General features: G+C 45.7%; 23 protein-coding genes. 7 read left to right on the top strand and 16 right to left on the bottom strand.

What is annotated here, in order from left to right; translation table 11 throughout:
* Positions 1-126: 126 nt before the first annotated feature.
* From xseB to dxs, 3 genes are read left to right on the top strand one after another with little or no spacing between them, the layout of a single operon-like run.
* The gene (xseB, locus tag ACLIIY_RS11670; protein ID WP_005427560.1) at positions 127-369 is read left to right on the top strand and encodes an exodeoxyribonuclease VII small subunit; all 243 of its coding nucleotides are present in this window, start codon (positions 127-129) and stop codon (positions 367-369) included.
* 21 nt (positions 370-390) lie between these two features.
* On the top strand, positions 391-1,275 hold the full coding sequence (gene ispA / locus ACLIIY_RS11675; protein ID WP_005440174.1) for a (2E,6E)-farnesyl diphosphate synthase: 885 nt from the start codon (positions 391-393) through the stop codon (positions 1,273-1,275).
* 20 nt (positions 1,276-1,295) lie between these two features.
* Entirely contained in the window at positions 1,296-3,161 is a 1,866-nt protein-coding gene (dxs, locus tag ACLIIY_RS11680) for a 1-deoxy-D-xylulose-5-phosphate synthase (protein ID WP_038896255.1), read from the top strand.
* An 89-nt stretch (positions 3,162-3,250) separates the two neighbouring features.
* Here dxs and pgpA read toward each other — a convergent pair whose 3' ends face one another.
* The 14 genes from pgpA to ACLIIY_RS11750 all read right to left on the bottom strand — a co-directional run bounded on the left by pgpA (position 3,251) and on the right by ACLIIY_RS11750 (position 16,038).
* The gene (gene pgpA / locus ACLIIY_RS11685; protein ID WP_005440178.1) at positions 3,251-3,754 is read right to left on the bottom strand and encodes a phosphatidylglycerophosphatase A; all 504 of its coding nucleotides are present in this window, start codon (positions 3,752-3,754) and stop codon (positions 3,251-3,253) included.
* 58 nt (positions 3,755-3,812) lie between these two features.
* A complete protein-coding gene (gene thiL, locus ACLIIY_RS11690; protein ID WP_009705623.1) occupies positions 3,813-4,778 on the bottom strand; it encodes a thiamine-phosphate kinase in 966 nt (321 codons plus the stop codon).
* 78 nt (positions 4,779-4,856) lie between these two features.
* Positions 4,857-5,324, bottom strand: a complete 468-nt coding sequence (gene nusB / locus ACLIIY_RS11695) for a transcription antitermination factor NusB (protein WP_005440182.1) — start codon at positions 5,322-5,324, stop codon at positions 4,857-4,859.
* Positions 5,324-5,794, bottom strand: a complete 471-nt coding sequence (ribH, locus tag ACLIIY_RS11700) for a 6,7-dimethyl-8-ribityllumazine synthase (protein WP_005440184.1) — start codon at positions 5,792-5,794, stop codon at positions 5,324-5,326. Before ribH ends, nusB begins: the two co-directional genes overlap by 1 nt.
* A gap of 169 nt (positions 5,795-5,963) precedes the next feature.
* Positions 5,964-7,073 (bottom strand): bifunctional 3,4-dihydroxy-2-butanone-4-phosphate synthase/GTP cyclohydrolase II, encoded by a 1,110-nt coding sequence (gene ribBA, locus ACLIIY_RS11705; protein WP_434527638.1) that lies wholly within the window; start codon positions 7,071-7,073, stop codon positions 5,964-5,966.
* Positions 7,074-7,231: 158 nt separating this feature from the next.
* The gene (locus ACLIIY_RS11710) at positions 7,232-7,885 is read right to left on the bottom strand and encodes a riboflavin synthase (RefSeq protein ID WP_005440188.1); all 654 of its coding nucleotides are present in this window, start codon (positions 7,883-7,885) and stop codon (positions 7,232-7,234) included.
* 11 nt (positions 7,886-7,896) lie between these two features.
* Entirely contained in the window at positions 7,897-9,021 is a 1,125-nt protein-coding gene (gene ribD / locus ACLIIY_RS11715; protein ID WP_434527639.1) for a bifunctional diaminohydroxyphosphoribosylaminopyrimidine deaminase/5-amino-6-(5-phosphoribosylamino)uracil reductase RibD, read from the bottom strand.
* A 7-nt stretch (positions 9,022-9,028) separates the two neighbouring features.
* Positions 9,029-9,478, bottom strand: a complete 450-nt coding sequence (gene nrdR / locus ACLIIY_RS11720; RefSeq protein ID WP_005424846.1) for a transcriptional regulator NrdR — start codon at positions 9,476-9,478, stop codon at positions 9,029-9,031.
* A 126-nt stretch (positions 9,479-9,604) separates the two neighbouring features.
* The gene (locus tag ACLIIY_RS11725; RefSeq protein WP_434527640.1) at positions 9,605-10,855 is read right to left on the bottom strand and encodes a glutamate-5-semialdehyde dehydrogenase; all 1,251 of its coding nucleotides are present in this window, start codon (positions 10,853-10,855) and stop codon (positions 9,605-9,607) included.
* 15 nt (positions 10,856-10,870) lie between these two features.
* Positions 10,871-12,010 carry a glutamate 5-kinase gene (gene proB / locus ACLIIY_RS11730; RefSeq protein ID WP_005440196.1) on the bottom strand — a complete coding sequence of 380 codons (1,140 nt, stop codon included), beginning with the start codon at positions 12,008-12,010 and terminating at the stop codon, positions 10,871-10,873.
* A gap of 122 nt (positions 12,011-12,132) precedes the next feature.
* On the bottom strand, positions 12,133-12,522 hold the full coding sequence (gene crl, locus ACLIIY_RS11735; RefSeq protein WP_009705620.1) for a sigma factor-binding protein Crl: 390 nt from the start codon (positions 12,520-12,522) through the stop codon (positions 12,133-12,135).
* Positions 12,523-12,640: 118 nt separating this feature from the next.
* Positions 12,641-13,888, bottom strand: coding sequence for an esterase FrsA (frsA, locus tag ACLIIY_RS11740; protein WP_020196451.1), 1,248 nt, complete (start codon positions 13,886-13,888; stop codon positions 12,641-12,643).
* 90 nt (positions 13,889-13,978) lie between these two features.
* The gene (gene tet(34) / locus ACLIIY_RS11745; protein ID WP_005440202.1) at positions 13,979-14,443 is read right to left on the bottom strand and encodes an oxytetracycline resistance phosphoribosyltransferase domain-containing protein Tet(34); all 465 of its coding nucleotides are present in this window, start codon (positions 14,441-14,443) and stop codon (positions 13,979-13,981) included.
* 305 nt (positions 14,444-14,748) lie between these two features.
* Complete coding sequence (locus tag ACLIIY_RS11750; protein ID WP_180825746.1) at positions 14,749-16,038, bottom strand: NCS2 family permease; 1,290 nt, start codon at positions 16,036-16,038, stop codon at positions 14,749-14,751.
* A 1,033-nt stretch (positions 16,039-17,071) separates the two neighbouring features.
* Between ACLIIY_RS11750 and ACLIIY_RS11755 the strand changes: the two genes are divergently transcribed.
* Positions 17,072-18,544: an aminoacyl-histidine dipeptidase gene (locus ACLIIY_RS11755; protein ID WP_434527641.1), complete on the top strand. Its 1,473-nt coding sequence runs from the start codon at positions 17,072-17,074 to the stop codon at positions 18,542-18,544.
* 76 nt (positions 18,545-18,620) lie between these two features.
* On the opposite strand, the gene ACLIIY_RS11760 is transcribed toward ACLIIY_RS11755, so the two are convergent.
* On the bottom strand, positions 18,621-19,160 hold the full coding sequence (locus ACLIIY_RS11760) for a DUF3332 domain-containing protein (RefSeq protein WP_005440209.1): 540 nt from the start codon (positions 19,158-19,160) through the stop codon (positions 18,621-18,623).
* A gap of 330 nt (positions 19,161-19,490) precedes the next feature.
* On the opposite strand from ACLIIY_RS11760, the gene ACLIIY_RS11765 reads away from it, so the two are divergent.
* The 3 genes from ACLIIY_RS11765 to ACLIIY_RS11775 all read left to right on the top strand — a co-directional run bounded on the left by ACLIIY_RS11765 (position 19,491) and on the right by ACLIIY_RS11775 (position 23,519).
* Positions 19,491-20,561, top strand: a complete 1,071-nt coding sequence (locus ACLIIY_RS11765) for a succinylglutamate desuccinylase/aspartoacylase family protein (RefSeq protein WP_005440211.1) — start codon at positions 19,491-19,493, stop codon at positions 20,559-20,561.
* Between the two features lie 249 nt (positions 20,562-20,810).
* Positions 20,811-22,997 (top strand): TonB-dependent receptor domain-containing protein, encoded by a 2,187-nt coding sequence (locus tag ACLIIY_RS11770; RefSeq protein WP_434527642.1) that lies wholly within the window; start codon positions 20,811-20,813, stop codon positions 22,995-22,997.
* Positions 22,998-23,105: 108 nt separating this feature from the next.
* Positions 23,106-23,519: a hypothetical protein gene (locus ACLIIY_RS11775; RefSeq protein ID WP_434527643.1), complete on the top strand. Its 414-nt coding sequence runs from the start codon at positions 23,106-23,108 to the stop codon at positions 23,517-23,519.
* 85 nt (positions 23,520-23,604) lie between these two features.
* On the opposite strand, the gene ACLIIY_RS11780 is transcribed toward ACLIIY_RS11775, so the two are convergent.
* A complete protein-coding gene (locus tag ACLIIY_RS11780) occupies positions 23,605-23,907 on the bottom strand; it encodes a DUF3622 domain-containing protein (RefSeq protein ID WP_009705616.1) in 303 nt (100 codons plus the stop codon).
* Between the last annotated feature and the right edge of the window lie 189 nt (positions 23,908-24,096).

A 24,096-nucleotide genomic window follows, 5' to 3' on the forward strand; every position in this document is an offset into this window, starting at 1 on the left:
GATTGTCTTATCAGACCCGTTGAGCGCTAATTTTGTGACAATTATGTAAGGTTAAATTTGACCAACTTAGTAGGCTAAGGTAACTTGCGTGCATTCTATTAGAGGCTTGATTAAGGCAGATAAAAGATGGCGGTCAAGAAACCAGAAAACATGACCTTCGAAGCGACCATTGAAGAGCTAGATAGCTTGGTTGATCAACTAGAGAATGGCGATCTTGCCCTAGATGATGCTCTACGTAAATTTGAACGTGGCATTGCACTGGCTCGTGCTGGTCAAACTAAACTGAGCGACGCCGAACAGCGCGTAAGCATTCTTCTTAGCGAAGATGATGAAGCACCACTGAGTGACTTCAACCCTGAGTCAGAATAATAATCAGTAGTGAGCAATGTGATGCAAGAGACATTGACGTCTTATCAACAAAGAAATAACCAACAATTAAACCTGTGGCTGGAGCAACTGCCTCATCAAGAACAGCCGCTGATTCAAGCGATGAAATACGGCCTGTTGCTAGGCGGAAAACGTGTTCGTCCATTTCTTGTTTACATCACAGGTCAAATGCTGGGTTGTAAGCCAGAAGATCTCGACACTCCCGCTTCTGCAGTTGAGTGCATTCACGCCTACTCTCTTATCCATGACGACCTGCCTGCGATGGATGACGATGAACTGCGCCGTGGACAACCTACTTGCCACATCAAATTTGATGAAGCGACAGCAATTCTCACCGGCGACGCACTCCAAACTCTTGCCTTTACTATCCTTGCTGAAGGTGAACTGAATCCGAACGCTGAAAGCCAGCGTATAAAAATGGTACAGGCACTGGCGCAAGCGTCTGGCGCGAGTGGTATGTGTCTTGGACAAGCGTTGGATTTAGGTGCAGAAAATCGTCGTGTTTCTCTCGCAGATTTGGAAGAAATTCATCGCAATAAAACCGGAGCGCTGATTAACTGTGCGGTAAAATTAGGTGCTTTAGCCGCTGGTGAAAAAGGCCTAGAAGTTTTGCCACACTTAGAACGTTATTCAAAAGCGATCGGTCTGGCGTTTCAGGTTCAAGACGATATTCTTGATATCATCAGTGACACTGAAACACTGGGTAAGCCTCAAGGTTCAGACCAAGAGCTGAACAAGAGCACTTATCCATCGTTGCTGGGTTTAGAGGGAGCAATGGAGAAAGCTCACACTCTGCTACAGGAAGCGCTTCAAGCATTGGAAGCAATCCCATACAATACTCAGTTACTCGAAGAGTTCGCCCGATATGTCATCGAGCGCAAGAACTAACACTATAAGCGCGCATTTATATGACTCTTGATATTTCAAAGTACCCAACACTGGCGTTAGCAAATACACCGGAGGAGTTGCGTCTTCTTCCGAAAGAAACATTGCCAACTTTGTGCGATGAACTACGCACGTATCTGCTAAATTCAGTGAGTCAGTCTAGCGGACATTTAGCGTCTGGCTTAGGCACGGTAGAGCTAACTGTAGCTCTGCATTATGTTTACAACACCCCTGTTGACCAGTTGATCTGGGACGTGGGCCATCAGGCTTACCCACACAAGATTCTCACTGGCCGTCGTGATCAGATGCCAACTATCCGTCAGAAAGACGGTCTTCACCCATTCCCATGGCGTGAAGAGAGCGAATACGACACCCTTTCTGTTGGTCACTCCTCTACTTCTATCAGTGCCGGTCTTGGTATGGCCATCAGTGCGCAAAAAGAAGGTGAAGGCCGTAAAGTCGTCAGTGTGATTGGTGATGGTGCGATTACAGCAGGTATGGCATTTGAAGCCATGAACCATGCTGGTGACGTTCATCCGGACATGCTAGTGATTCTGAACGACAACGAAATGTCGATCTCAGAAAACGTCGGTGCACTGAACAACCATCTTGCTAAAGTGCTTTCTGGCAGCTTGTACACTTCTATCCGTGAAGGCGGTAAGAAAGTGCTGTCTGGCGTTCCACCAATTAAAGAGTTGGTGCGTCGTACGGAAGAGCATCTAAAAGGCATGGTGGTACCAGGGACTCTGTTTGAAGAGCTTGGCTTTAACTACATCGGCCCAATCGACGGTCACGATGTGAATGAGCTCGTCAAAACGCTGAAAAACATGCGTGAACTAAAAGGTCCTCAATTCCTGCACATCATGACCAAGAAAGGTAAAGGTTATGAGCCAGCAGAGAAGGATCCGATCGGCTACCACGGCGTACCAAAATTTGACCCATCACACAGCAGCCTACCTAAGAGCAGCGGCGGTAAGCCTACCTTCTCTAAGATCTTTGGTGATTTCCTATGTGATATGGCAGCTCAAGATCCTAAGCTAATGGCAATCACACCGGCGATGCGTGAAGGCTCTGGCATGGTGCGTTTCTCGAAAGAGTACCCAAGCCAATACTTCGATGTTGCCATCGCAGAGCAACACGCGGTGACGCTTGCTACTGGTATGGCGATCGCAGGTGATAGCCCAATCGTTGCGATCTACTCAACCTTCCTACAGCGTGGTTATGATCAACTGATCCACGACGTTGCGATTATGGACTTGCCGGTGATGTTCGCTATCGATCGTGCTGGTCTGGTTGGTGCAGATGGTCAAACTCACCAAGGTGCGTTCGACTTAAGCTTTATGCGTTGTATCCCAAACATGGTGATCATGGCACCAAGCGACGAAAACGAATGTCGCCAGATGCTGTACACAGGCCATAAGCACACAGGTCCAAGTGCCGTTCGTTACCCACGCGGTAGCGGTATGGGCACAGAAATCGAAAAAGACTTCACTGCACTTGAAATCGGTAAAGGTCGTATCGTTCGTAAAGGTGAAAAAGTGGCGATTCTAAGCTTCGGTACCTTCTTAGGTAACGCGCTAGAAGCGGCTGAAAACCTAAACGCAACGGTAGCAGACATGCGCTTTGTAAAACCACTTGATGAAGCCTTGATTCGTCAACTAGCCGCTGAGCACGATGTTCTGGTTACGCTAGAAGAAAACGCGATTGCAGGTGGTGCTGGCGCGGGTGTGATTGAGTTTATGATGAAAGATAAAATCATCAAGCCTGTACTCAACCTTGGCTTGCCAGATCGCTTCGTTCCTCAAGGCACACAAGACGAGCTACACGAAGAGCTTGGCTTAGATGCGAAAGGCATCGAGAAGTCGATCAACGATTACTTAGCCAAGTAAGCGAACGAATTACAACGAAGTAAATACAGAAAAGGGATGCCGTGGCATCCCTTTTGTTTATCTGTCGATTTAGCGCTTAAAGATAGGTATTACATCCAACCTGCGTATTTCGCCACTAAGAACAGCGCGATGCCCGCCATAATGCCCGCAACGATATCATCAATCATGATACCTAAGCCGCCGTGAACACGTTTATCTAACCAACCGATTGGCCACGGTTTCACCATGTCAAAGAAGCGGAACAAGATGAAACCGGTGAGTAACCATTTCCACTCCGTTAGCGGAATATTCAATGCAGGCACTAAACTCATGGTGATCCAAAAACCTGCAAATTCATCCCACACGATCGAACCATGGTCGTGCACACCCATATCATCGGATGTCACCTGACAAATTTTAATGCCAACCAAACAAGAGATAAGCACAACAACCACATAAATAGGGAAAGGCAATTGAGCAAGCAACAAGAATAATGGAACCGCCGCAAGCGTCCCCATGGTGCCGGGAACAACAGGCGATAAGCCGCTACCAAAACCTGTCGCTAATAAGTGCCACGGGTTCTTTAATGAAATCAGAGAGAGAGGGTTGGTCATTTCCTTTAAACCTATACTGCGAGTTTGGTTTCAATCTTAGGCTAGAGCCTAGCTCAGATCATTTGAAGTGGTCAAAGCCACTGAGATCCCAATCAAGAGGTTGATTGTTATCATGCAGCTCGAACGTACCTTTTGGTCGTATCTGGCCAATGCACGTTACTTTACACCCAGTGTGCGACAAAGCACTTTGTAGTGAGCCATGGTTTTGCTCTGGCACGGTAAAGCACAGTTCGTATTCTTCACCACTGGATAAAGCATACTGCTGCGCGCTCACCTTATCATCTAAAAACTGAACCAATTCTGAAGATATTGGCAGTTGGGAAACATCCAAACTGACTCCAACCTCAGAGCGCTTAAGAATGTGCTTAATATCAGATATCAAACCATCAGAGATATCAATCGCCGACGAAGCGAGCCCAACCAATGCTTGCCCTGCCAAAACTCGAGGCGTACTGAGATAATGTGCCTTCTCTAACTCTGGTGCAGCAACTCGAGTGCGTAATGTGTTATCGAGCACAACATCGAGCCCCGCTTTCGCATCACCAAGGTTACCCGTCACGTAAACCCAATCTCCGACTTTTGCCCCTGAGCGAGTCAATGCTTTACCCTCTGGAACAAAACCTTGCACCGTCAAGGTTAGGCTCAATGGCCCCTTTGTCGTGTCACCGCCAATTAACTGAATCCCGAAGTAATCAGCTAGGTCAAAAAACGCATCACAGAAAGGCGCTAACCATGCTTCGTCAGGCTCTGGCATCGTCAATGCAAAACTGACCCAAGCCGGCGTTGCTCCCATTGCCGCTAAATCACTGATATTAGAAGCAAGCGCTTTGTGAGCGACCCACGCAGGATTCGCCTCTGCGAGAAAATGAGTCCCCGCCACCAGCGTATCGGTACTAATAGCTATCTGCACATTCGCAGGCGCCTTTACTAACGCACAATCGTCACCTGCAGCGAGGTGTACGTCTTTACGCTGGCTTTGACGCCCAACAAAATACTTATCGATTAAACTGAATTCACCAGACATTGTTCACTGACTTTTTGATGTAAAAGTTTTTGATACAAAAAAGGTCAGCATGTGCTGACCTTTTTAATGAAGAAATCGTTATTTCTTACGTACGTGTGGCGCCGCTTTATCTAGCACACCATTCACAAATTTGTGGCTGTCTTCTGCCGCGAATACTTTAGCAAGTTCAATCGCTTCGTTGATTACCACTTTGTAAGGAACATCTTCGCGACGAGTCATCTCGTACATAGCAAGGCGAAGAAGAGCAAGTTCCATCATGTCTAGGTCCTGCATTGGACGAGACACGTATGGACGGATTTTGCTATCTAGCTCAGAGTGGCTAAGTACAACACCGCTTAGTAGTTCACGGAAGTAAGCTACGTCTGTTTCTGGAGCAGCTAGTGCAGGCTCAGATGCGTGAAGTTCTTCTTCATCGTATTTGTCGCCAGACAAAAACTGTTCTTCGATCGTGGCAACATTATCTTTAGTAATTTGCCATGAATAGATCGCTTGTAGCGCGAATTGACGTGCGTTACGACGTGCGGCTGGTTTCACACTGGCCCCCATTAGGAATCAATTTCAGATAGTACATTAATCATTTCAAGTGCGCTTAGTGCAGCCTCTGCACCTTTATTACCAGCCTTGGTTCCTGCGCGTTCAATCGCTTGATCGATAGTATCAACAGTCAATACGCCAAATGCTACTGGAAGGCTGTATTCCAGAGAAACTTGTGCAAGACCCTTGTTACATTCACTACAAACATAATCAAAGTGTGGAGTACCGCCACGAATTACTGTACCTAGAGATACGATAGCATCGTACTTACCAGTTTTAGCAACACGTTGAGCTACTAGAGGTAGTTCTACGGCACCTGGACAACGAACAACAGTGATGTTGTCTTCGCTTACTTGTCCGTGACGCTTTAGTGTATCGATCGCACCAGAAAGTAGGCTTTCGTTAATAAAACTGTTGAAACGAGAAATAACGATAGCAATTTTTGCATTTGGCGCTGGGAAGCCACCCTCGATCACTTTCATAAGCTTTCCTTTAACTCTATTTATAAGTGAAAATTGTTCATCAAGTGAGAATCGCCGGATTCTATCACAAATTTGTGAGCAATATCTAATGGAAATTGGAGACGAATCACGAGTTCCTAGTCACCGCTGTGCTAAGTGAGTTGACGACTAGGAACGGATCGCTTGGTAATTATTCGCAGATGTACTCAACGACGTTGAGACCAAATCCGCCAAGTGCGTGGTATTTCTTGTTAGTAGAAGAAAGCAGACGCATGTCGTGGATGCCTAGATCAGCAAGGATTTGCGAACCAACACCAACACGACGAGATGTACCTTGCTTCTTCGCTAACGTTGGCGCTTCGCCTTTGTCTTGTGCTTCGAACATTTTCACACGATGGATAAGCAGGTCTGTTGACTCTTCGTTACCAAGGACAACCAACACACCACCTTCTTCGCCGATACGTTTCATTGCCTTCTCAAGAGTCCAGCTGCGCTCTGCATTGCGGTCACTACGAAGTACATCGGTAAAGACATCTTGTAGGTGGACACGAACCAATGGTGCATCTTCTGTTAGGTCACCTTTACACATAGCGTAATGTACTTGGTTATCGATAGTGTCTTTGTACGTCACCAGCGTAAACTCGCCGAACTCCGTTGGTAGTGCGCATTCTGCCACTCGCTCAATGGTCGTTTCTGTGTTGTTGCGGTATTCAATAAGATCCGCAATGGTGCCTAGCTTAAGATCGTGCTTTTCTGCAAACACTTCTAGGTCTGGGCGGCGTGCCATCGTGCCATCGTCATTTAGAATTTCTACGATAACCGATGCAGGCTCAAATCCCGCAAGACGAGCCAAATCACAACCCGCTTCTGTATGACCAGCACGAGTTAGAACGCCACCATCTTGAGCAGCAAGAGGGAAGATATGACCCGGCTGCACTAGGTCAGCCGCTTTCGCGTTTGGCGCAACCGCAGCTTGAACAGTGCGAGCACGGTCAGCAGCAGAAATGCCCGTTGTTACACCTTCAGCCGCTTCAATAGAAACGGTAAAGTTAGTGGTGTATTGCGCGTTGTTGTCTTGCACCATCGGCGGAAGACCTAGGCTTTCACAACGAGCTTTAGTCATAGTAAGACAGATCAAGCCACGACCATGCGTAGCCATAAAGTTGATAGCTTCCGGCGTAATGTGCTCGGCAGCCATGATCAAATCACCTTCGTTCTCACGATCTTCATCATCCATTAGGATGACCATTTTGCCCGCGCGAATATCATCAATAATTTCTTGTGGCGTGCTGATAGGCATATTCTGTTTCCCGTTATTCAAAAATTTATTATTGCAGCAGCAATGTGTTTAACGTCTTGGCTAGGCATGGATGCTGGCTTTAGTTAGCAACGAGTTTGAACCTAACCTTTATTAAGTCAATTAACCTGATAACGTTCTGTGATTATGGTCTGCTTCGCTTAAGCAAAACCATTTTGCTGCAAGAATTCCATCGTGATGCGAGATTCTTGCGTCTCTTCCTTTTGACCTTGTAACAAGCGTTCCATGTAGCGAGCTAATACGTCAACTTCTAGGTTCACTTTACGGCCAACTTGGAACTGATCGATAGTCGTTTCTTCACTGGTGTGAGGAACAATCGTCAGTTTAAAACCATTCTTACGTAGGTCATTCACCGTCAGACTAATGCCGTCTACCGTGATAGAACCTTTCTCTGCAACATACTTAGTGATTTCAGCAGGCATCTCTACCCAGAACTCAATCGCACGACCCACTTGGTTACGTTCAACAATCACACCCACGCCATCAACATGGCCAGAAACAATGTGACCACCAAAACGTGTCGTCGGCAACATGGCCTTTTCTAGGTTCACTTTATCGCCAACTTGATACGCAGCAAAACCTGTTTTATTCAGCGTTTCCAGCGATAAGTCAGCACTGTAATAGTTGCTACCGAAGTCGACGACCGTCAAGCAGACACCATTCGTTGCGATACTGTCGCCTAACTTCACGTCAGCCATATCCAACTTGCCAACTTCTACCGTTACGGTGATGTCTTCGCCTTTTGGCGTAATCGCAGTTAGTTTGCCAACTGCTTCTACAATTCCTGTAAACATAATGCTTCTTTCTAGCTTTGGTTGCGTTTGACGGTTGCGGTGATGCGAATATCCGCACCCACCATTCGAACGTCGGTAATAGTTAAGTCGATAACGTGCGCCATCTCAGTCAGGCCAAGTGCGCCAATCAAACCTCGCCCATCGCTGCCCATCAGCTTAGGCGCAAGATAAACGATCAGTTCATCTACAAGGTTAGCTTTGATTAATGAGCTCGCGAGTGTCGCCCCTGCCTCAACCCACAAATGATTAATATGAGTTCCGCTTGCGACCGCTTTAAGTGTTGCCGCCAAGTCGACTTGGCCGTTTTTATCTAGCTCAGGCGCAATATCGCCACCTTGGCTAACAATAATACGCTCACCGTCAGTATTGAATAGCTTTAGATCATCGCTAAGTTGAGACTGACGATCCAAAATAACACGAGGAGGCTGACGAACTTCATCTTGTGGGTAGTGCGCTTTTACACTGTTAGGCAAGTCGTCCCAACGTACGTTCAGTGATGCATTGTCATCAATCACTGTTTTACTGGTTGAGAGAATACCGCCACTCAATGCACGGTAACGCTGCACATCTTGGCGAGCCTTTGGGGAGGTGATCCATTGGCTCTGGCCATTGCTGAGCGCACTTTGTCCGTCTAAACTGGCCGCCATTTTTAGCTGAACGTATGGCATGCCCGTTTGCATAAATTTGATGAAGCCCTTGTTCAGCTCAATGGCTTCGTTTTGTAACAAGCCAACCTGAACTTCTACCCCTGCATCACGCAGCATTTGGAAACCACGTCCTGCAACTTTCGGGTTTGGGTCTTCCATCGCACAGACAACACGAGCCACTTTGGCTTTGATTAACCCTTCAGCGCATGGCGGTGTGCGACCATAGTGAGAGCAAGGCTCCAACGTCACATATGCCGTTGCACCTTCAGCTTTATCACCCGCCATACGCATTGCATGAACTTCAGCATGAGGTTCACCCGCTCGGTGATGATGACCTTCGCCAACTATCTCACCATCACGGACAATAACGCAACCTACGTTAGGGTTGGGTGCTGTGGTGTAAATGCCGCGTTTCGCCAATTTGAGCGCACGCGACATCATTTCGAAATCTTGAGGGGTAAATTCTGAAGAGAGAGATTGTTGAGCCATGATTCAATCAGTCTTCTAGGCGAGCAATTTCTTCGCCGAATTCACGGATATCTTCAAAGCTGCGGTAAACCGATGCAAAACGGATGTAAGCGACCTTATCCAGCTCTTTCAATTGATCCATCACGAGATTGCCAATCATCTCACTTGGTACTTCACGTTCACCCGTTGCACGCAGCTGGGACTTAATCATGCTGATTGCAAGCTCGATTGAATCGGCACTTACCGGGCGCTTTTCTAGTGCGCGTTGAATACCACCAACCATTTTATCTTCGTCAAACGGTTCACGGTTGCCGTTAGACTTAATCACTTTCGGCATCACCAATTCGGCCGTTTCAAACGTGGTAAAACGTTCGCTACACGCCAAACATTGACGACGGCGACGAACCTGATGGCCGTCCGCAACTAAGCGGGAATCAATTACTTTTGTATCGTTCTCAGAACAAAAAGGACAATGCATATCACCTCCAAATAGCATGCGATTGGGGTAGTCCCAAAAGCAAGACTAGTGTAGCGGAATTGCTATGTTAGAGAAAACAAAAAGGGGCATCTCAGCCCCTTTTCAATCAATAACAGACAGTTTCTGTTAACTGCGTGCTAGGTAGTTTGCTTTACCAACCCATTTGTAGCTGGTTAGCTCTTCTAAACCCATTGGGCCACGTGCGTGCAGCTTTTGAGTTGATACCGCCACTTCAGCACCCAAACCAAACTGCGCACCGTCAGTGAAGCGTGTAGCTGCGTTTACATAAACCGCTGCAGAACCGACAGAATTGATAAACAATTCTGAGTTCACCAAGCTGTTGGTCATGATCGCATCAGAGTGGCTCGCGTTATGAATACGCATGTGGTCAATCGCTTCTTTCACGTCTGCAACCATTTTTACACCTAGCGTGTAGCTTAGCCATTCCGTATCAAAGTCACCTTCCGCTGCATCACGAATTTGTGTTGCTTGAGCCATCAGTGCTTTTGCCTTTGGCTCAGCCACGAAAGTCACTTTATCGTTCATACGCTCTACGATCATTGGTAGGAATTGCGCCGCAACATCTTCATGTACAAGCAGAGTGTCTAGCGAGTTACATGCAGATGGGCGTTGAACTTTCGAGTTTTCAACTACGTTCAAAGATTTCTCTAAATCCGCAGATTCATCAACGAAGATATGGCTGATACCAAAACCACCAATGATCACAGGAATTGTGCTGTTCTCTTTACACATTTTGTGCAGACCAGCCCCACCGCGTGGAATGATCATATCAACGTAATCATCAAGCTTAAGCAGTTGAGAAACCAACTCACGGTCTGGCTTTTCAATGTATTGTACAGAGGCTGCTGGCAAGTTCGCTTTCGCCAATGCTGATTGGATAACTTTCACCAGCTCCATGTTAGAGAAGAACGTCTCTTTACCACCACGTAGGATGCTTGCATTGCCTGTTTTTAGACACAGTGCTGCAATATCGATGGTTACGTTCGGACGCGCTTCGTAAATCACACCGACCACACCCAGTGGTACGCGACGACGAGACAGAGACATTCCGTTTTCTAGCACTTTACTGTCAATTTCGCTGCCCACAGGATCGTTTAGGCTGATCACGTTACGAACGTCATTAGCAATGCCTGTCAAACGCTCTTCGTTAAGAAGAAGACGGTCTAGTAGCGCATCGGTTAGGCCCGCTTCACGGCCGAGTTCGATGTCTTTTGCATTTGCAGCCAAAATGGTTGCTGCATTTGCTTCTAGCTCATCAGCGATGATCGCTAGTGCTTGGTTCTTTTGTGCGGTTGACGCTGTCGCCAATTCGAAAGCTGCATCTTTGGCAGCTTTACCCATATTCGTTAAATCCACTTTGCTTACCTCAATCTATTCTTGAATGACGACAAGATCATCGCGATGAATCACTTCTGAGCCGTAGTCATGACCCAAAATAGAGATGATGTCTTTACTGTGCTTACCGGCAATTTTCGCTAGGTCTTCACTTGAGTAGGCGCTAATACCACGAGCAACCAATTTACCCTGTGCGTTTGTCACACGCGCAACTTCGCCACGAGCAAAATCACCACTGACTTTGACCACACCTTTTGCAAGTAGGCTGCTGCCCTTACCCACAACGGCGTTCACTGCACCATCATCGATAATGATGTCACCCGATGCCGCTGGACCAGCTAAGATCCAACGTTTACGGTTTTCTAGTGCTTCTGAACAAGGTAAGAAACGTGTGCCTTGTGGCTCCGAACTCAATGAATCGAAGATAACATTTGGCGCACTACCCGCAGCGATAATGACCTCAATACCTGCACGACGAGCAATATCTGCCGCTTGAAGTTTGGTTGCCATACCACCTGTACCTAGCGTGGTGCCACTACCACCCGCAATTTTACGCAAAGTATCATCGATGGTTTTCACTTCTTTGATCAGCTCAGCATTCGGATCTTTACGTGGGTCTGCGGTAAACAAGCCCTTTTGGTCAGTCAGGAGCAGTAATTTGTCTGCACCACACAAAATCCCCACCAAAGCAGACAAGTTATCGTTGTCACCCACTTTGATTTCGTTTGTCGCAACTGCATCGTTTTCGTTCACGATCGGAATAATGTCGTTTGCTACCAGAGCATTGATGGTGTCACGTGCGTTTAGGAAACGCTCACGATCATCCAAGTCAGCACGAGTTAACAACATCTGACCAATTTTGATGCCATAAATGCCAAACAAAGACTCCCATGTTTGAATCAAGCGGCTTTGACCAACGGCTGCAAGCAACTGTTTGCTCGCCATCGCGTTGGGCAGTGCGGGGTATCCAAGATGCTCACGGCCTGCTGCAATTGCACCAGACGAAACCATTACTACTGAATGGCCTTGTTTCTTTAGTTCAGCACATTGACGAGCCAGCTCTACCATGTGAGCACGGTCTAACGCCAAAGTGCCGCCTGTCAGCACACTTGTACCCAGTTTCACAACGACGGTTTGTGGTTGTGAAATAACTGCATTCTGTTGATTCGTTGTCATGATGTCTTCTGAAATGAAAAACAAATAAAGAGTGAACGTTTTAGCAATCAAATGGGGATTTAACAAGCAGAAAAGGTGCGAAAACGCACCTTTTTGTCTTATAGAGGAAGAAAACAGCCAAATTAGGCGAAATCAAACGATTCTGTGTGATATTCCACTTCCAGTTTGAAATGCTCAGCCACTGTATCGATAAGCTTTTGATGGAAGGTACTCTGAGTGAGGTACACTTCTTCTGTCACCTTATCTGGCAATGGTTCTGAGGTCCAATCCCCTTCTTTGTTGTATTTACCGATGTGGTATTTTGCCGTAAAGCCACCTTCAATGGACTCCAAGTCCATCCACCAGCCCCAAAATTCACGTTTTTCTGGTGACTTTTTATCGTCAACACAGACAGATAGGCAGTCAAAATAGTAATGCCCTTCTTGTGATTGTGGTTCGCGCAGGTAAGGACCTATCGCCTTCAACTTTGACATCAAGCGAAAGTGAGTCGGCCCTTGAGTCGTCTCTGACATAAGAATCTCCGTTTCCATAGTAAGGATATTGAGCTATCCAAGAATGATTATTATTTTTAATTATCATGAGCTTATTTTTTGCTCATCTATATCACTCTTAACTAAATTAGGAGATTTGTCATCTTAATAATTCGTCCTCCAACCACTTTATGGCTAAATCGAGGGATTGCTCATAACCTTTTGTAATTGTCTTGGAACTGATTTTCTTGGCCTGCCCATATTGGCTAAACAGCGCAACTAACTGGTTGTCACTGTGCGGTGAAACAGGGTCGCCTTCTAAGCTCAGCGCAAGAATTGGCACCTTAGTTTTGCGGCTGCTTAAAAAGCCTTGTACCTTCAACGACCAAGCCATCATCTGGCCTGCCATGCTATTGATGTCCACGGCGCTCTTACCCAGACGAGACGCCAGCAGATCTAGGTACATCTTCGGCATCTGCTGCAGTTTCTTCGGTGAGGTAAACAGATCATGCACAGGCGCACCTAATGCTACACACGCTTTAATCTTCTCTTGCTCAACGAAAGAAAGACGAATCATCGCATTGCCGCCGAAGCGGAAACCAATCAAGCCCACCTTATGATGATCAACCCAAGGTAAAGAGAACAACTCATTGAGCACAGCTTGGTGCAGACAACTTGAGTCTTCCGTTAAAGGCCAATGCGAGCTATGGCCGACCGATGGCATATCAATGGTCAACATTGCAATGTCTTTTGGCGCAAGGTGATTACGGAACAAACGCCACATGTCGGTTTGCAAGCTATCCAGTCCCGCACTGACCATGACAACAGGAAGTTGTTTATCTGTGCGTGGCAGGTGTAAGTTCGCGATGATCTTACGCTTTTGGTAAGGCACTTCGATCTGCTTAATAACGTACTGAGTTTTCTCAGAGCCTTCGGTATAAGCTTTGTTTGCCAACACTTGAGCTTGAGCCGCTAAGTTGTCGTTCTTTAAATGTGGATAGCCCGCAATGCTGAAGCACAGTGATGCCGTAAACAGTTCGTCAGCAGCCTCTTCTCCCTTCATTTCACCCGCACGACGCTGGTGTTCCATACCCAGTTTGATCCATTCAAACGTCCAGTTACCGCTGTGGTAGCCCATGACAGTGTCGAGCCACTGGTCTTCGGTCCGTGAATGCTTGGACGACGCAATCTTAGACAGAACACTTTCCATTTCGATTGGTGACAAACCTTGCCACGCCCATTGGAGGCGTCTTAAGTGGCGATACCAAGCACGGTCGCCATGCTCTTCTCGCTCATCAAGTATCTTTTGGCTGGTCGGCATGTACTGAGTAAGTGCGGAGGTTTCTTTCGCTTGCTTGTGTTTTACAAACAAAGTTTCGGAGAGATTTTTACTGACGTCTTCTGGCATAGGAAGAACTCTAGGCTGGTTGCGATAGCGTAATAATAATAAAAAAAATGCCCCTATAAAGGGGCATTTCTCAATATTCTTAGTGCAAACTTATTTTTGCTTACGGTTCACTGGCTCAGCAAACTGGATAGACATATCCCAAGGCTGCTCGATCCAAGTGTCTTGAGCGATGTCTACTACGTAATCATCTAGTAGCTCAACACCTGCAGGCTTAGCACATACTGCAATAAGTTTCGCTTTCGGGTACATTTCACGTAGCTTGCGTGCTGTGTCACCGCTATCTACTAGGTCTTCAACGATTAGGAAACCTTCGCCGTCACCTTCTGGTGCTTTAACTACTGTCATATCACGCTGGTGATCGTGGTCGTAGCTAGAGATACAAATAGTATCAACGTGACGAATACCCAGTTCACGCGCTAGGATTGCACCAGGAACTAGACCACCACGGCTTACCGCCCAAATACCTTTCCATTGCTCAGCTGGCATTTGTTTCTCAGCCAGTTCACGGCAGTAAGACTGCATCGCATCCCAAGTGATAATGAATTTTTTACTCATTGTAATAACCTAATAATTTCAAAATATGCATCCCCTCTATCTAGCTGTTGGCGCTGAATTGGACTCAACAAGCTAAACTTTCCACACCAGAGGAAATGGGGGTTTCAAGCTGCGCAAACGATTATTCTACCGAAACCCATGGCTAATACCAACGCTGATATCAAAATTCTCCGCCAATTCCGCAGAAAAACCGAGTTCGGTGAACAATACAAATTAGCAAAGTGGATGAATTTGAATACAAATCCCCCACAAACAAAAAGCCAGTGCGAACTCGAGCTCGCACTGGCTTTTTTTAATCGTTGGAATTAACCGACCAAGTATTTCACGATGAAGATAGCAGACATTACCCACACACTCATCGACACTTCACGACCTTTACCACTGAACAGTTTGATAGCGGCGTAAGCGATGAAACCTAGCGTGATACCTTCAGCAATCGAGAAAGTAAGAGGCATTACCAAACAAGTAACCACAACTGGTGCAGCTTCTGTTAGGTCACGCCAGTCGATGCCAACAAGACCAGAAAGCATTAGGATCGCTACGTAGAACAGTGCACCAGATGTTGCGTAAGCTGGAATCATACCTGCTAGTGGCGAGAACAACAGAGCTAGAAGGAACAATACGCCAACAACCACAGCTGTTAGACCAGTACGACCGCCTGCTGCTACACCAGAAACACTCTCAATGTATGACGTCGTGTTAGATGTACCTAGTAGAGCACCTACTGATGTCGCTGTTGAGTCAGCAAGGAGCGCTTTGTTTAGACGTGGAATGTTGCCGTTCTCGTCAGTTAGACCTGCTTTTTGTGAAACACCAACTAGCGTGCCTGCAGTGTCGAACAAGTCAACGAATAGGAAAGCAAATACTACCGAGATCATGCCAACTTCGAACAGACCAGAGAAGTCTAGCTGCATGAAGGTTGGTGCAATGCTTGGTGGTGTAGACATGATGCCGCCCCATTGAACGTCACCAAAGATAAGACCAAGAATTGTCACACCCAAAATGGCAATCATAACCGCACCTTTCACACCACGGTGAACCAGCGCGATAGTCATAAAGAAGCCAATAGCCGCAAGTACAGATGGTAGCGAAGTGATGTTACCCATAGAAACTAGCGTTGCTGGGTTATCTACTACGATGCCTGCGTTTTTCAGTGCGATGAACGCAAGGAAAAGACCGATACCTGCAGAGATACCTGTACGAAGAGAAAGTGGAATGGAGTTGATGATCCACTCACGGATCTTGAACACACTCAAGACAATGAATAACAGACCAGAAACAAATACGGCTGCTAGCGCTACTTGCCACGTGTAACCCATACCCAACACAACAGAGTAGGTAAAGAACGCGTTTAGGCCCATACCTGGAGCCTGAGCGATTGGGTAGTTTGCTACTAAGCCCATGATGAAACAGCCAATAGCTGCAGCAAGACACGTCGCAACGAACACGGCACCACGATCCATACCAGTATCCGCAAGGATAGCTGGGTTTACAAAGATGATGTAAGCCATAGTTAGGAAGGTAGTGATACCTGCGATGATCTCAGTGCGCACGTTGGTGCCATTTTCACTAAGTTTAAAGAGCCTTTCGAGCATGATCGAATCCTGTAAAAGGTAAAAAGTAAACGGTTGCGTAATCGATTGGCTCGAATTATAAAGTTATCAAATAACAAATTCCAGATAGAATTTTCACTCTAATGGGATTTTTTTCTTCGGATATGAAACCTATTCGCTAGTGTTTTAAACTGGCTAAAAATTTAGGCCTTAATAAACAACGACTAACAGAGTTATGTTCTGTACAACCCAACGTGTACAAACTGAACAATGTATTAAACTTTCAAACGCAAACCTAAGGTTTTGGACGTAAAACACCCACAGAATTGGTCAGGAAATGAAATATGTGGAAGAAGCGGCAGTAGAATGCGAGCTTGGTGGCGAGAAAGTAGCCGAAGTTTGGAATTGCAGATAAAAAAACGCCACTCAATTTGAGTGGCGGTGAATCATGTCAGCACTATGCACTGAAAAAAAATTCCAATTTATAGGGGTGAACAAATTTGTTCGAGTCACATGCGTTGGCTTCAATTAGTAACCAAAGCTTGTTGGGTATACAAAGTTACCGGTGTAAACAGATTTGCTGTTCCAGAACATTGCACTTGGTAAACCTTTCATAAATATCACCTTCTAAATCAATTAATACTGTTAATTTGGTTGATTTCTCGGTTCCTTGGAGGCGATAAACGGACTCATCCTTTGAGCATTTCATTCTTCTCTCAGAAGCTGGTTACAAATATACCACCAAGAAATTTAATTACAAGCATTTTAGTGACCAAAATCACAAAACATTGATAAATTGATCTTCATCAAGAATTAAATGTAATTTAATTACAGTTTAGTAAATTAAAAAATAGCCAAACTTTCAATTCATACTAAGTGCGTTGCATTAGTGTATTGCATTGTGTTCATAATCTGTGACAGTTCTAGGGCAAATCCTTTTCACCACAACTACTAGAACGGCTTTTGTGGTGGTATGCTGATGGCAATTTCAAGCCAATACCGATTAGCATTTACTGCTAAACACTCATTAAATTTACGGTTTAAATTTGGCAAAGCACATCAAAAGGAGTCTTCCGTGTCTGAATTCCATTCTGAAATCAGTACCTTATCACCTACTCCACTCTGGCAGTTTTTCGATAAGATTTGTTCAATTCCTCACCCTTCAAAACATGAAGAGGCGCTAGCTCAGTACATTGTTACTTGGGCAACAGAGCAAGGTTTTGACGTACGCCGCGATCCAACTGGCAACGTGTTCATTAAGAAGCCTGCTACTCCTGGCATGGAAAACAAGAAAGGCGTGGTTCTTCAAGCGCACATCGACATGGTGCCGCAAAAGAATGAAGATACTGATCACGACTTCACAAAAGATCCTATCCAGCCATACATCGATGGCGAATGGGTAACAGCAAAAGGCACAACACTTGGTGCGGACAACGGCATCGGTATGGCTTCTTGTCTTGCGGTTCTTGCTTCTACTGAAATCAAACACGGCCCTATTGAAGTGCTGCTAACGATTGATGAAGAAGCAGGCATGACTGGCGCATTTGGCCTTGAAGAAGGTTGGTTAGAAGGCGACATCCTTTTAAACACGGATTCAGAGCAAGAAGGCGAAGTCTACATGGGCTGTGCTGGCGGTATCGACGGCGCAATGACATTCGACATCACTCGCGATGCCATTCCAGCAGGCTTTGTCACTCGTCAGCTAACGCTAAAAGGCCTAAAAGGTGGTCACTCTGGCTGTGATATCCACACAGGTCGTGGCAACGCAAACAAACTGATCGGTCGTTTCCTTGCTGGTCACGCACAAGAGTTGGATCTTCGTCTTGTTGAGTTCCGTGGTGGTAGCCTACGTAACGCTATTCCTCGTGAAGCATTCGTTACGGTTGCTCTACCAGCAGAAAACCAAGATAAGTTAGCGGAATTGTTCAACTACTACACTGAGCTACTAAAAACTGAGCTTGGTAAAGTTGAAACTGACATTGTGACTTTCAACGAAGAGTTCGGGACTGATACACAAGCATTTGCAGTAGCAGATCAACAACGTTTCATCGCAGCGCTTAACGCGTGTCCAAACGGCGTAATGCGCATGAGTGACGAAGTTGAAGGTGTGGTTGAAACGTCACTTAATGTTGGCGTTATCACAACAGAAGAGAACAAAGTAACCGTACTTTGCCTAATTCGCTCACTGATCGACTCAGGTCGTAGTCAAGTTGAAGGCATGCTTCAGTCTGTGGCTGAACTTGCAGGCGCACAAATCGAATTCTCTGGTGCTTACCCAGGTTGGAAACCAGATGCGGATTCTGAAATCATGGCTATCTTCCGTGATATGTACGAAGGTATCTACGGTCACAAACCAAACATCATGGTTATCCACGCAGGTCTTGAATGTGGTCTGTTCAAAGAACCTTACCCGAACATGGATATGGTTTCTTTCGGTCCAACCATCAAATTCCCGCACTCTCCAGATGAGAAAGTGAAGATTGATACCGTTCAGCTGTTCTGGGATCAAATGGTTGCACTTCTAGAAGCAATTCCAGAAAAAGCGTAATCTTAACCAGATACAATAAATACGAAAAAGGGTGCCGAGGCACCCTTTTTTATTGCGAGCTCAGAAAAGTCGCAACTTATGCACGAGTTTGCGCGTATGACGCTAGCTCATCCATAGAAGTCTTAGCAACAACTTCACCATCGATGTAGTAAGTAACAAACTCACCTTCACGAACACCCATTAGTGTCGCTTTTTCACCGTTGTTGTAAGTGATGTCCATTTGAACTGTGTTTTCGTCGATCTGTTGCATTTGACCTTGTTCGATAACACGGTTATTCGTAATAGGACCAACAGGAGCTGTCGTTAGAGACTTATCTAACTGGTGGTTTACGTCGATGTAAGTGTCCATCTTCTTGTCAAAGATGTGTGGCTTACCGTTTAGCGGGTTTTTACCAGTCCAGAACTCTAGCGAGTTGAACACAATGTAGTCAGCCGCAATCGCAACACCGTAAACTGGCGCCATTAGCATGTTTAGACCACCACGAGCGTAACGGTTATCAACGGCTTTCAAGTTGAAGCCCATAACGTAACCCGTTACTGCGTTGCTGCCTACACAGCCAGAAAGAGAAACTGCTACTGCAGTCAGTGCGCCAATTTTAGCGATCGCCTTTTTCATTAAAACCTCTAGTTAAATAGTATTAGGTCAAAAATTCGGCGGGGATAGTAGCGGATAAAAACAAGAGGTAAAAGACAGTTTTTCGCCAAAAAAATATTAGTATTAAATTTAACACAGCCTTATTTTTTCTATGAATGTAATGCATCAAAAACCAAGGCAAGGCTACTCAATCGATACTGGATTTCACCCAATAAACTTACACAAGCCATACATTCGGTGAATTTTTGATCTTTTCAATAAAAATTATTGTTCGTCACATCAAGAAGAATGATTAGTGTGATTTTGAACCAGTTGTTACATTGTTGCTAACGTATTTGACAGAGATGGTTTATGGCCAGAAGTAAAAAAAGCAAAGTATTTGAGCTGCTCGGGCACCAAGTACAACCAGGACAACGACTAGAAACCGAATTTGAAGCGGCACAGCTTTACACGCACTCGCCTCTTTCTATTCCTGTGGAAATTATCCACGGTAAACAGGAAGGCCCTGTTTTAATGGTAAATGCAGCGATCCATGGTGATGAGCTTAATGGCGTAGAGATCGTTCGTCAGATGATCAACCAATTGGATCCAGCAAAACTAAAAGGCACGGTGATTGCGGTTCCTATCGTAAACGTGTTCGGCTTCATCCATAAGTCGCGCTACCTTCCAGACCGTCGCGACCTAAACCGCTGCTTTCCGGGCAGTGAGAAAGGCGCATTAGCATCACGCATGGCGCATGGCTTCTTCAATAATATTGCTAAGCGTTGTGACTATATTTTGGATCTTCACACGGGTGCGATTCACCGTACTAACCTACCTCAGATCCGTGCGAACTTGAGCAACCCAGAAACACTACGCATTGCAAAAGCATTTGCGACACCAGTGATCGTAGACTCTGCTCTACGTGACGGCTCTCTTCGTAGTGAAGCTGAAAAGTGCGATATCCCAGTACTGACTTACGAAGCGGGTGAAGCTCTGCGCTTTGACCCATTGTCGATCAGTGCAGGTGTACTAGGTGTGCAACGTGTAATGCAGGCTATCGGCATGCTACGTGCGAGCCGCAAAAAACTACCAGAGCCAATCATCGCAAAATCCACCAGCTGGGTTCGCGCATCGGGCAACGGTATCCTACGTACGGTTGTGAACTTGGGTGATAAAGTAGAAGAAGGCGAGACTCTCGCTTACATCAGCTCGCCTTTAGGTCATGACGAACTAGAGTTGTTGGCACCAAAAGGCGGTATCGTAATTGGCCAGCAAACACTGCCACTGGTTAACGAAGGTGATGCAATCTTCCACATCGCTTACTTCAAGCAAGATGATGACATGGTTGAGCAAACGGTAGAAAGCTATATTGAAGAGCTAACTGAGTTTGATGTCGACCAAGTGACGACGGGGCAAATCCCACTAGAAACGCAACAATAATTGCGAACTAGCAGAAACCAACTTCCAAGCCCAGATTCCATCTCTGGGCTTTCTTTTGTCGTAAAAATAGACACTCTCACTATCCAGCAGACCAAAAACCAAACAATAATCCAATTTACCGTCAAATAGTGGGTATAAAAGTTTACAGTGAAACTAAAAACCATTATTGATAATTAATCTCATTATCATTTATTAATCTTTTCAGCATTCATATAATCCCCGCCTCTCAAATTACTATAACAAATGAATATGAAACGATTATCGACCCATCGCTTAAAAGTAAGCCTTGTCTCGCTCGCAGTGCTCAACTCACTTTCTCTCCATGCAGCGGAAAACGCCGACGAAGAACTTGAAGTCATTGGTGTCCACTACGCCAAACCGATTACCGTCGCAGAACCTGCTGAAACCATCATTGATTGGACCCAAATCGAAGAGCAGCAATACTCTAACTTTGCAGCAATGATTGACGCCGTACCTGGTGCCACGCTTGACGGAGGTGCTCGTTCTGGTGGTGAGCGTATTAACATTCGTGGCTTCGACGACCCTAGTGATATCGCTGTATTCGTTGATGGCGCTCCAATTGGCTTTCAACAATACCGTTACGGTACCTTCTTCTTCGACCCCTTCTTGATTGGTGAAGCGAAAATCATCAAAGGTGCGCACGACTACCGCGCGCTAAACGGCAAATTTGGTGGGTCTATCCGAATCAAAACCAAAAGCGTTGATGACTTGCTCGAGGGCGATCGCAACTTCGGCGTTCGAGCATCAACGGGTTATAACAATAATGGCGATGAGAACTCATACACACTCTCCCTTTATGGCAAAAATGATGCTGGCTTCTACTTCCTAGCTAACGGCTCAGTAAAAGATTCCGACGATATTAAAGTCGGCGGTGGTGAGACGCTGGATTACTCGGGTTATGAACAAGAGAACATGCTCGTAAAAGTTGGCTATGAAAATGATGACCACGAATTTGAAATCAGCCATACACGCTACCAAGATGAAGGTCGTAAACCATGGGCTAACCGTCGTGGTCAAATGCCAACCATTTCGGATTACAACATCAAAAAATATGGCTCGCTAGAAAAAGCGCAATACGCTTACACTGTCTACAACGAATACAAAGACAATACGACGACAATCTCCTACCACTATATGCCAACCAACCCTTATATTGATTTCAATATCAAATTGGCTCGCTCGGAGAATGACCGCCACTGGGTTCGTCCTGATATCGCTTTCGAGAAAATGTTCGTCTCAGTTGGCAGCTACGGTCATGAATCTTGGCTAAGCTATCAACGCGATTACGTCGACGTATTCAACCAAGCTCAACTTGGTGATCACACACTAGTCACCGGGCTTCAGTACCAAAAAACGGATCGTGACTCCTTGGTATTTAACGCTTCTTATGATGATAAAGAAGCAAAAAACTACGGTTGGTATACTCCGTACTACGAACCATCGGGCACTCAGTCTATTTACGCGGCCTACATTGCTGACCACTATCAAGCAACCGACCGCCTGACGATTACCCCTTCTCTGCGTTATGAGTACATCACGAGCGAAGGTAAAGGTAACGCGGCACCAGATTACAATGATCCAGCAGCAGGCCATGATTACAGTGAAACAAGCCATAACGGCTTTAGTCCACGTTTGGATGTCGATTTTGACGCGACCAACAATACTCGTTTGAACTTCTCTTATGCCTACGCCTTAAAAGCTCCGACCGTCGATAACATTTACTCTGTGCAATATGCCCGAGCAACAGCCACAGCTACGGCACGCGATCTCGATGTTTCTCGTATTCATGCTTATCAAGCCAGTGTGATTAATTTGGCCAAAGGATTGGTTAGCGAGCGAGACAACCTCGCAACAGAACTGACATTGTTCTACAACGATGTGAGTAACACTGTTGATATCCGAACTGGTGAAAACTTAGATAAAGACAGCGGTGATATTCAAAGTTGGAGCACAAACCTGGATGGTTTCAAAAACTACGGCTTCGAGTTGATTTCGCAATACCGCATCGCAGATTTCTATTCTGATTTCTCAGCAAGTTACATTCGCGGCAAAAACAAAGGCAGCCTATCAGACTCTACGGGCTCTGATGATGACTACCCAGGTGTACCACCTCTGAATATTAACCTTGGGTTGGGCTACGAGTGGATTCCGGGTCTGAGAACAGGTTGGGAAGTCCGTTGGTACGATGCACAAACGAAAACCAAAGCGGAAGGCGACAACCTAAAAGTCAAATCACCAAGTGAGCAGTACACATTACAAAATGCTTACGTTGTTTGGGACGTACAACAAGTTAAAGGTCTAAGTGTCGGAGCAGTCGTCAACAACCTAACTGATCGTTATTACGAAGCTTACTTGTCGAATGGTGTGCCTTCTCCTGGCCGAGAAGTGAAATTGAATCTGACTTACCAGTACTAATTCGATACTCACCAACCAATAGCAATCTAGCCAAACTCGGAGTAACCGCTTGCTCCGAGTTTTTATTTTTACTCAAAGCCATTTTTAGTACGTTCGCCGATGAAGAATATGACAAGAACACAAAAAGCCAAAACAACGCTTGTTGCAATAAGCCTGTCCTGCGTTGTTACGCCCTGTTTAGCACAACAAAACCTCACTCAATATTTAGAACAACAAAGCAATGATTTATCGCAGGAAGATCATTACTCAGCTCCCGTTGCGAAGAACTTAGATCTTGATGCTAAAGCAGACACAATTGTGTGGAAAGACGACCAAACGCCTAGAGATTGTCAGTACGCCAAAGGAGAGGCTACCGAAGCAAGAGATTACGACTACGGTGTGGCAAACAATCTATCGGACGGATTACACAGCATTGATTTGCAGCCAGTTCACACTCCTAAAAAGCTGCGAAAAGATCATACCTACAATACCGCGTCATCGGGCAGCTCAGTGAAGTTTTCTGTTTCTTCTGACTGCTTATAACGACACAAATAAAAATGCCCCGAGATAACCTCGGGGCATTTTCAAATTCATAGTCGATGGTATTCAACCATCAAACACACTGCGATTATTCTTCGTCAGCGTCTGCTTCACGAGCTTGACGAGCTTCTTCTTTGCGAACTTTTGCCGCTAGCTGCTCTGCTTCACGCTCTTGACGTTGTACTGCTTTACGCTCGTTACGAACTACTTGGTTTTGTACAAAACCCGCTAGTTCCTGCTCAGCCCAAGCTTGTGCTTTCTCTTCGCTGTCAAAACCAGTTTCACGTTTTGATACAACCACTTTACGAGAAGTCACCTGACGAGTGATCTCTGCGCTCCAACCGTTACGTTTTTCAGTTACGCGGATAGCAAATTTTGGATTTTTAGCCATTTCTTTCATTTCCTAAGGGATTAATCAGGGATTCGGTCAACTTGATAACTCCATCTAAGCTGAGCTGTTTAACACCATCCCTTGGTAAGCGCGGTATTAGAGCATAAAAGTTACCGAAACGCTGCAAGTTTTTTACAGTAGATAAGGCACGAACGAATTGGGAAACTCTCACGATTCATTGTTAAAAAG

The sequence above is a fragment of the Vibrio sp. K4 genome (genome assembly GCF_051122595.1).
Classification (GTDB): Bacteria; Pseudomonadota; Gammaproteobacteria; order Enterobacterales; family Vibrionaceae; genus Vibrio; species Vibrio owensii.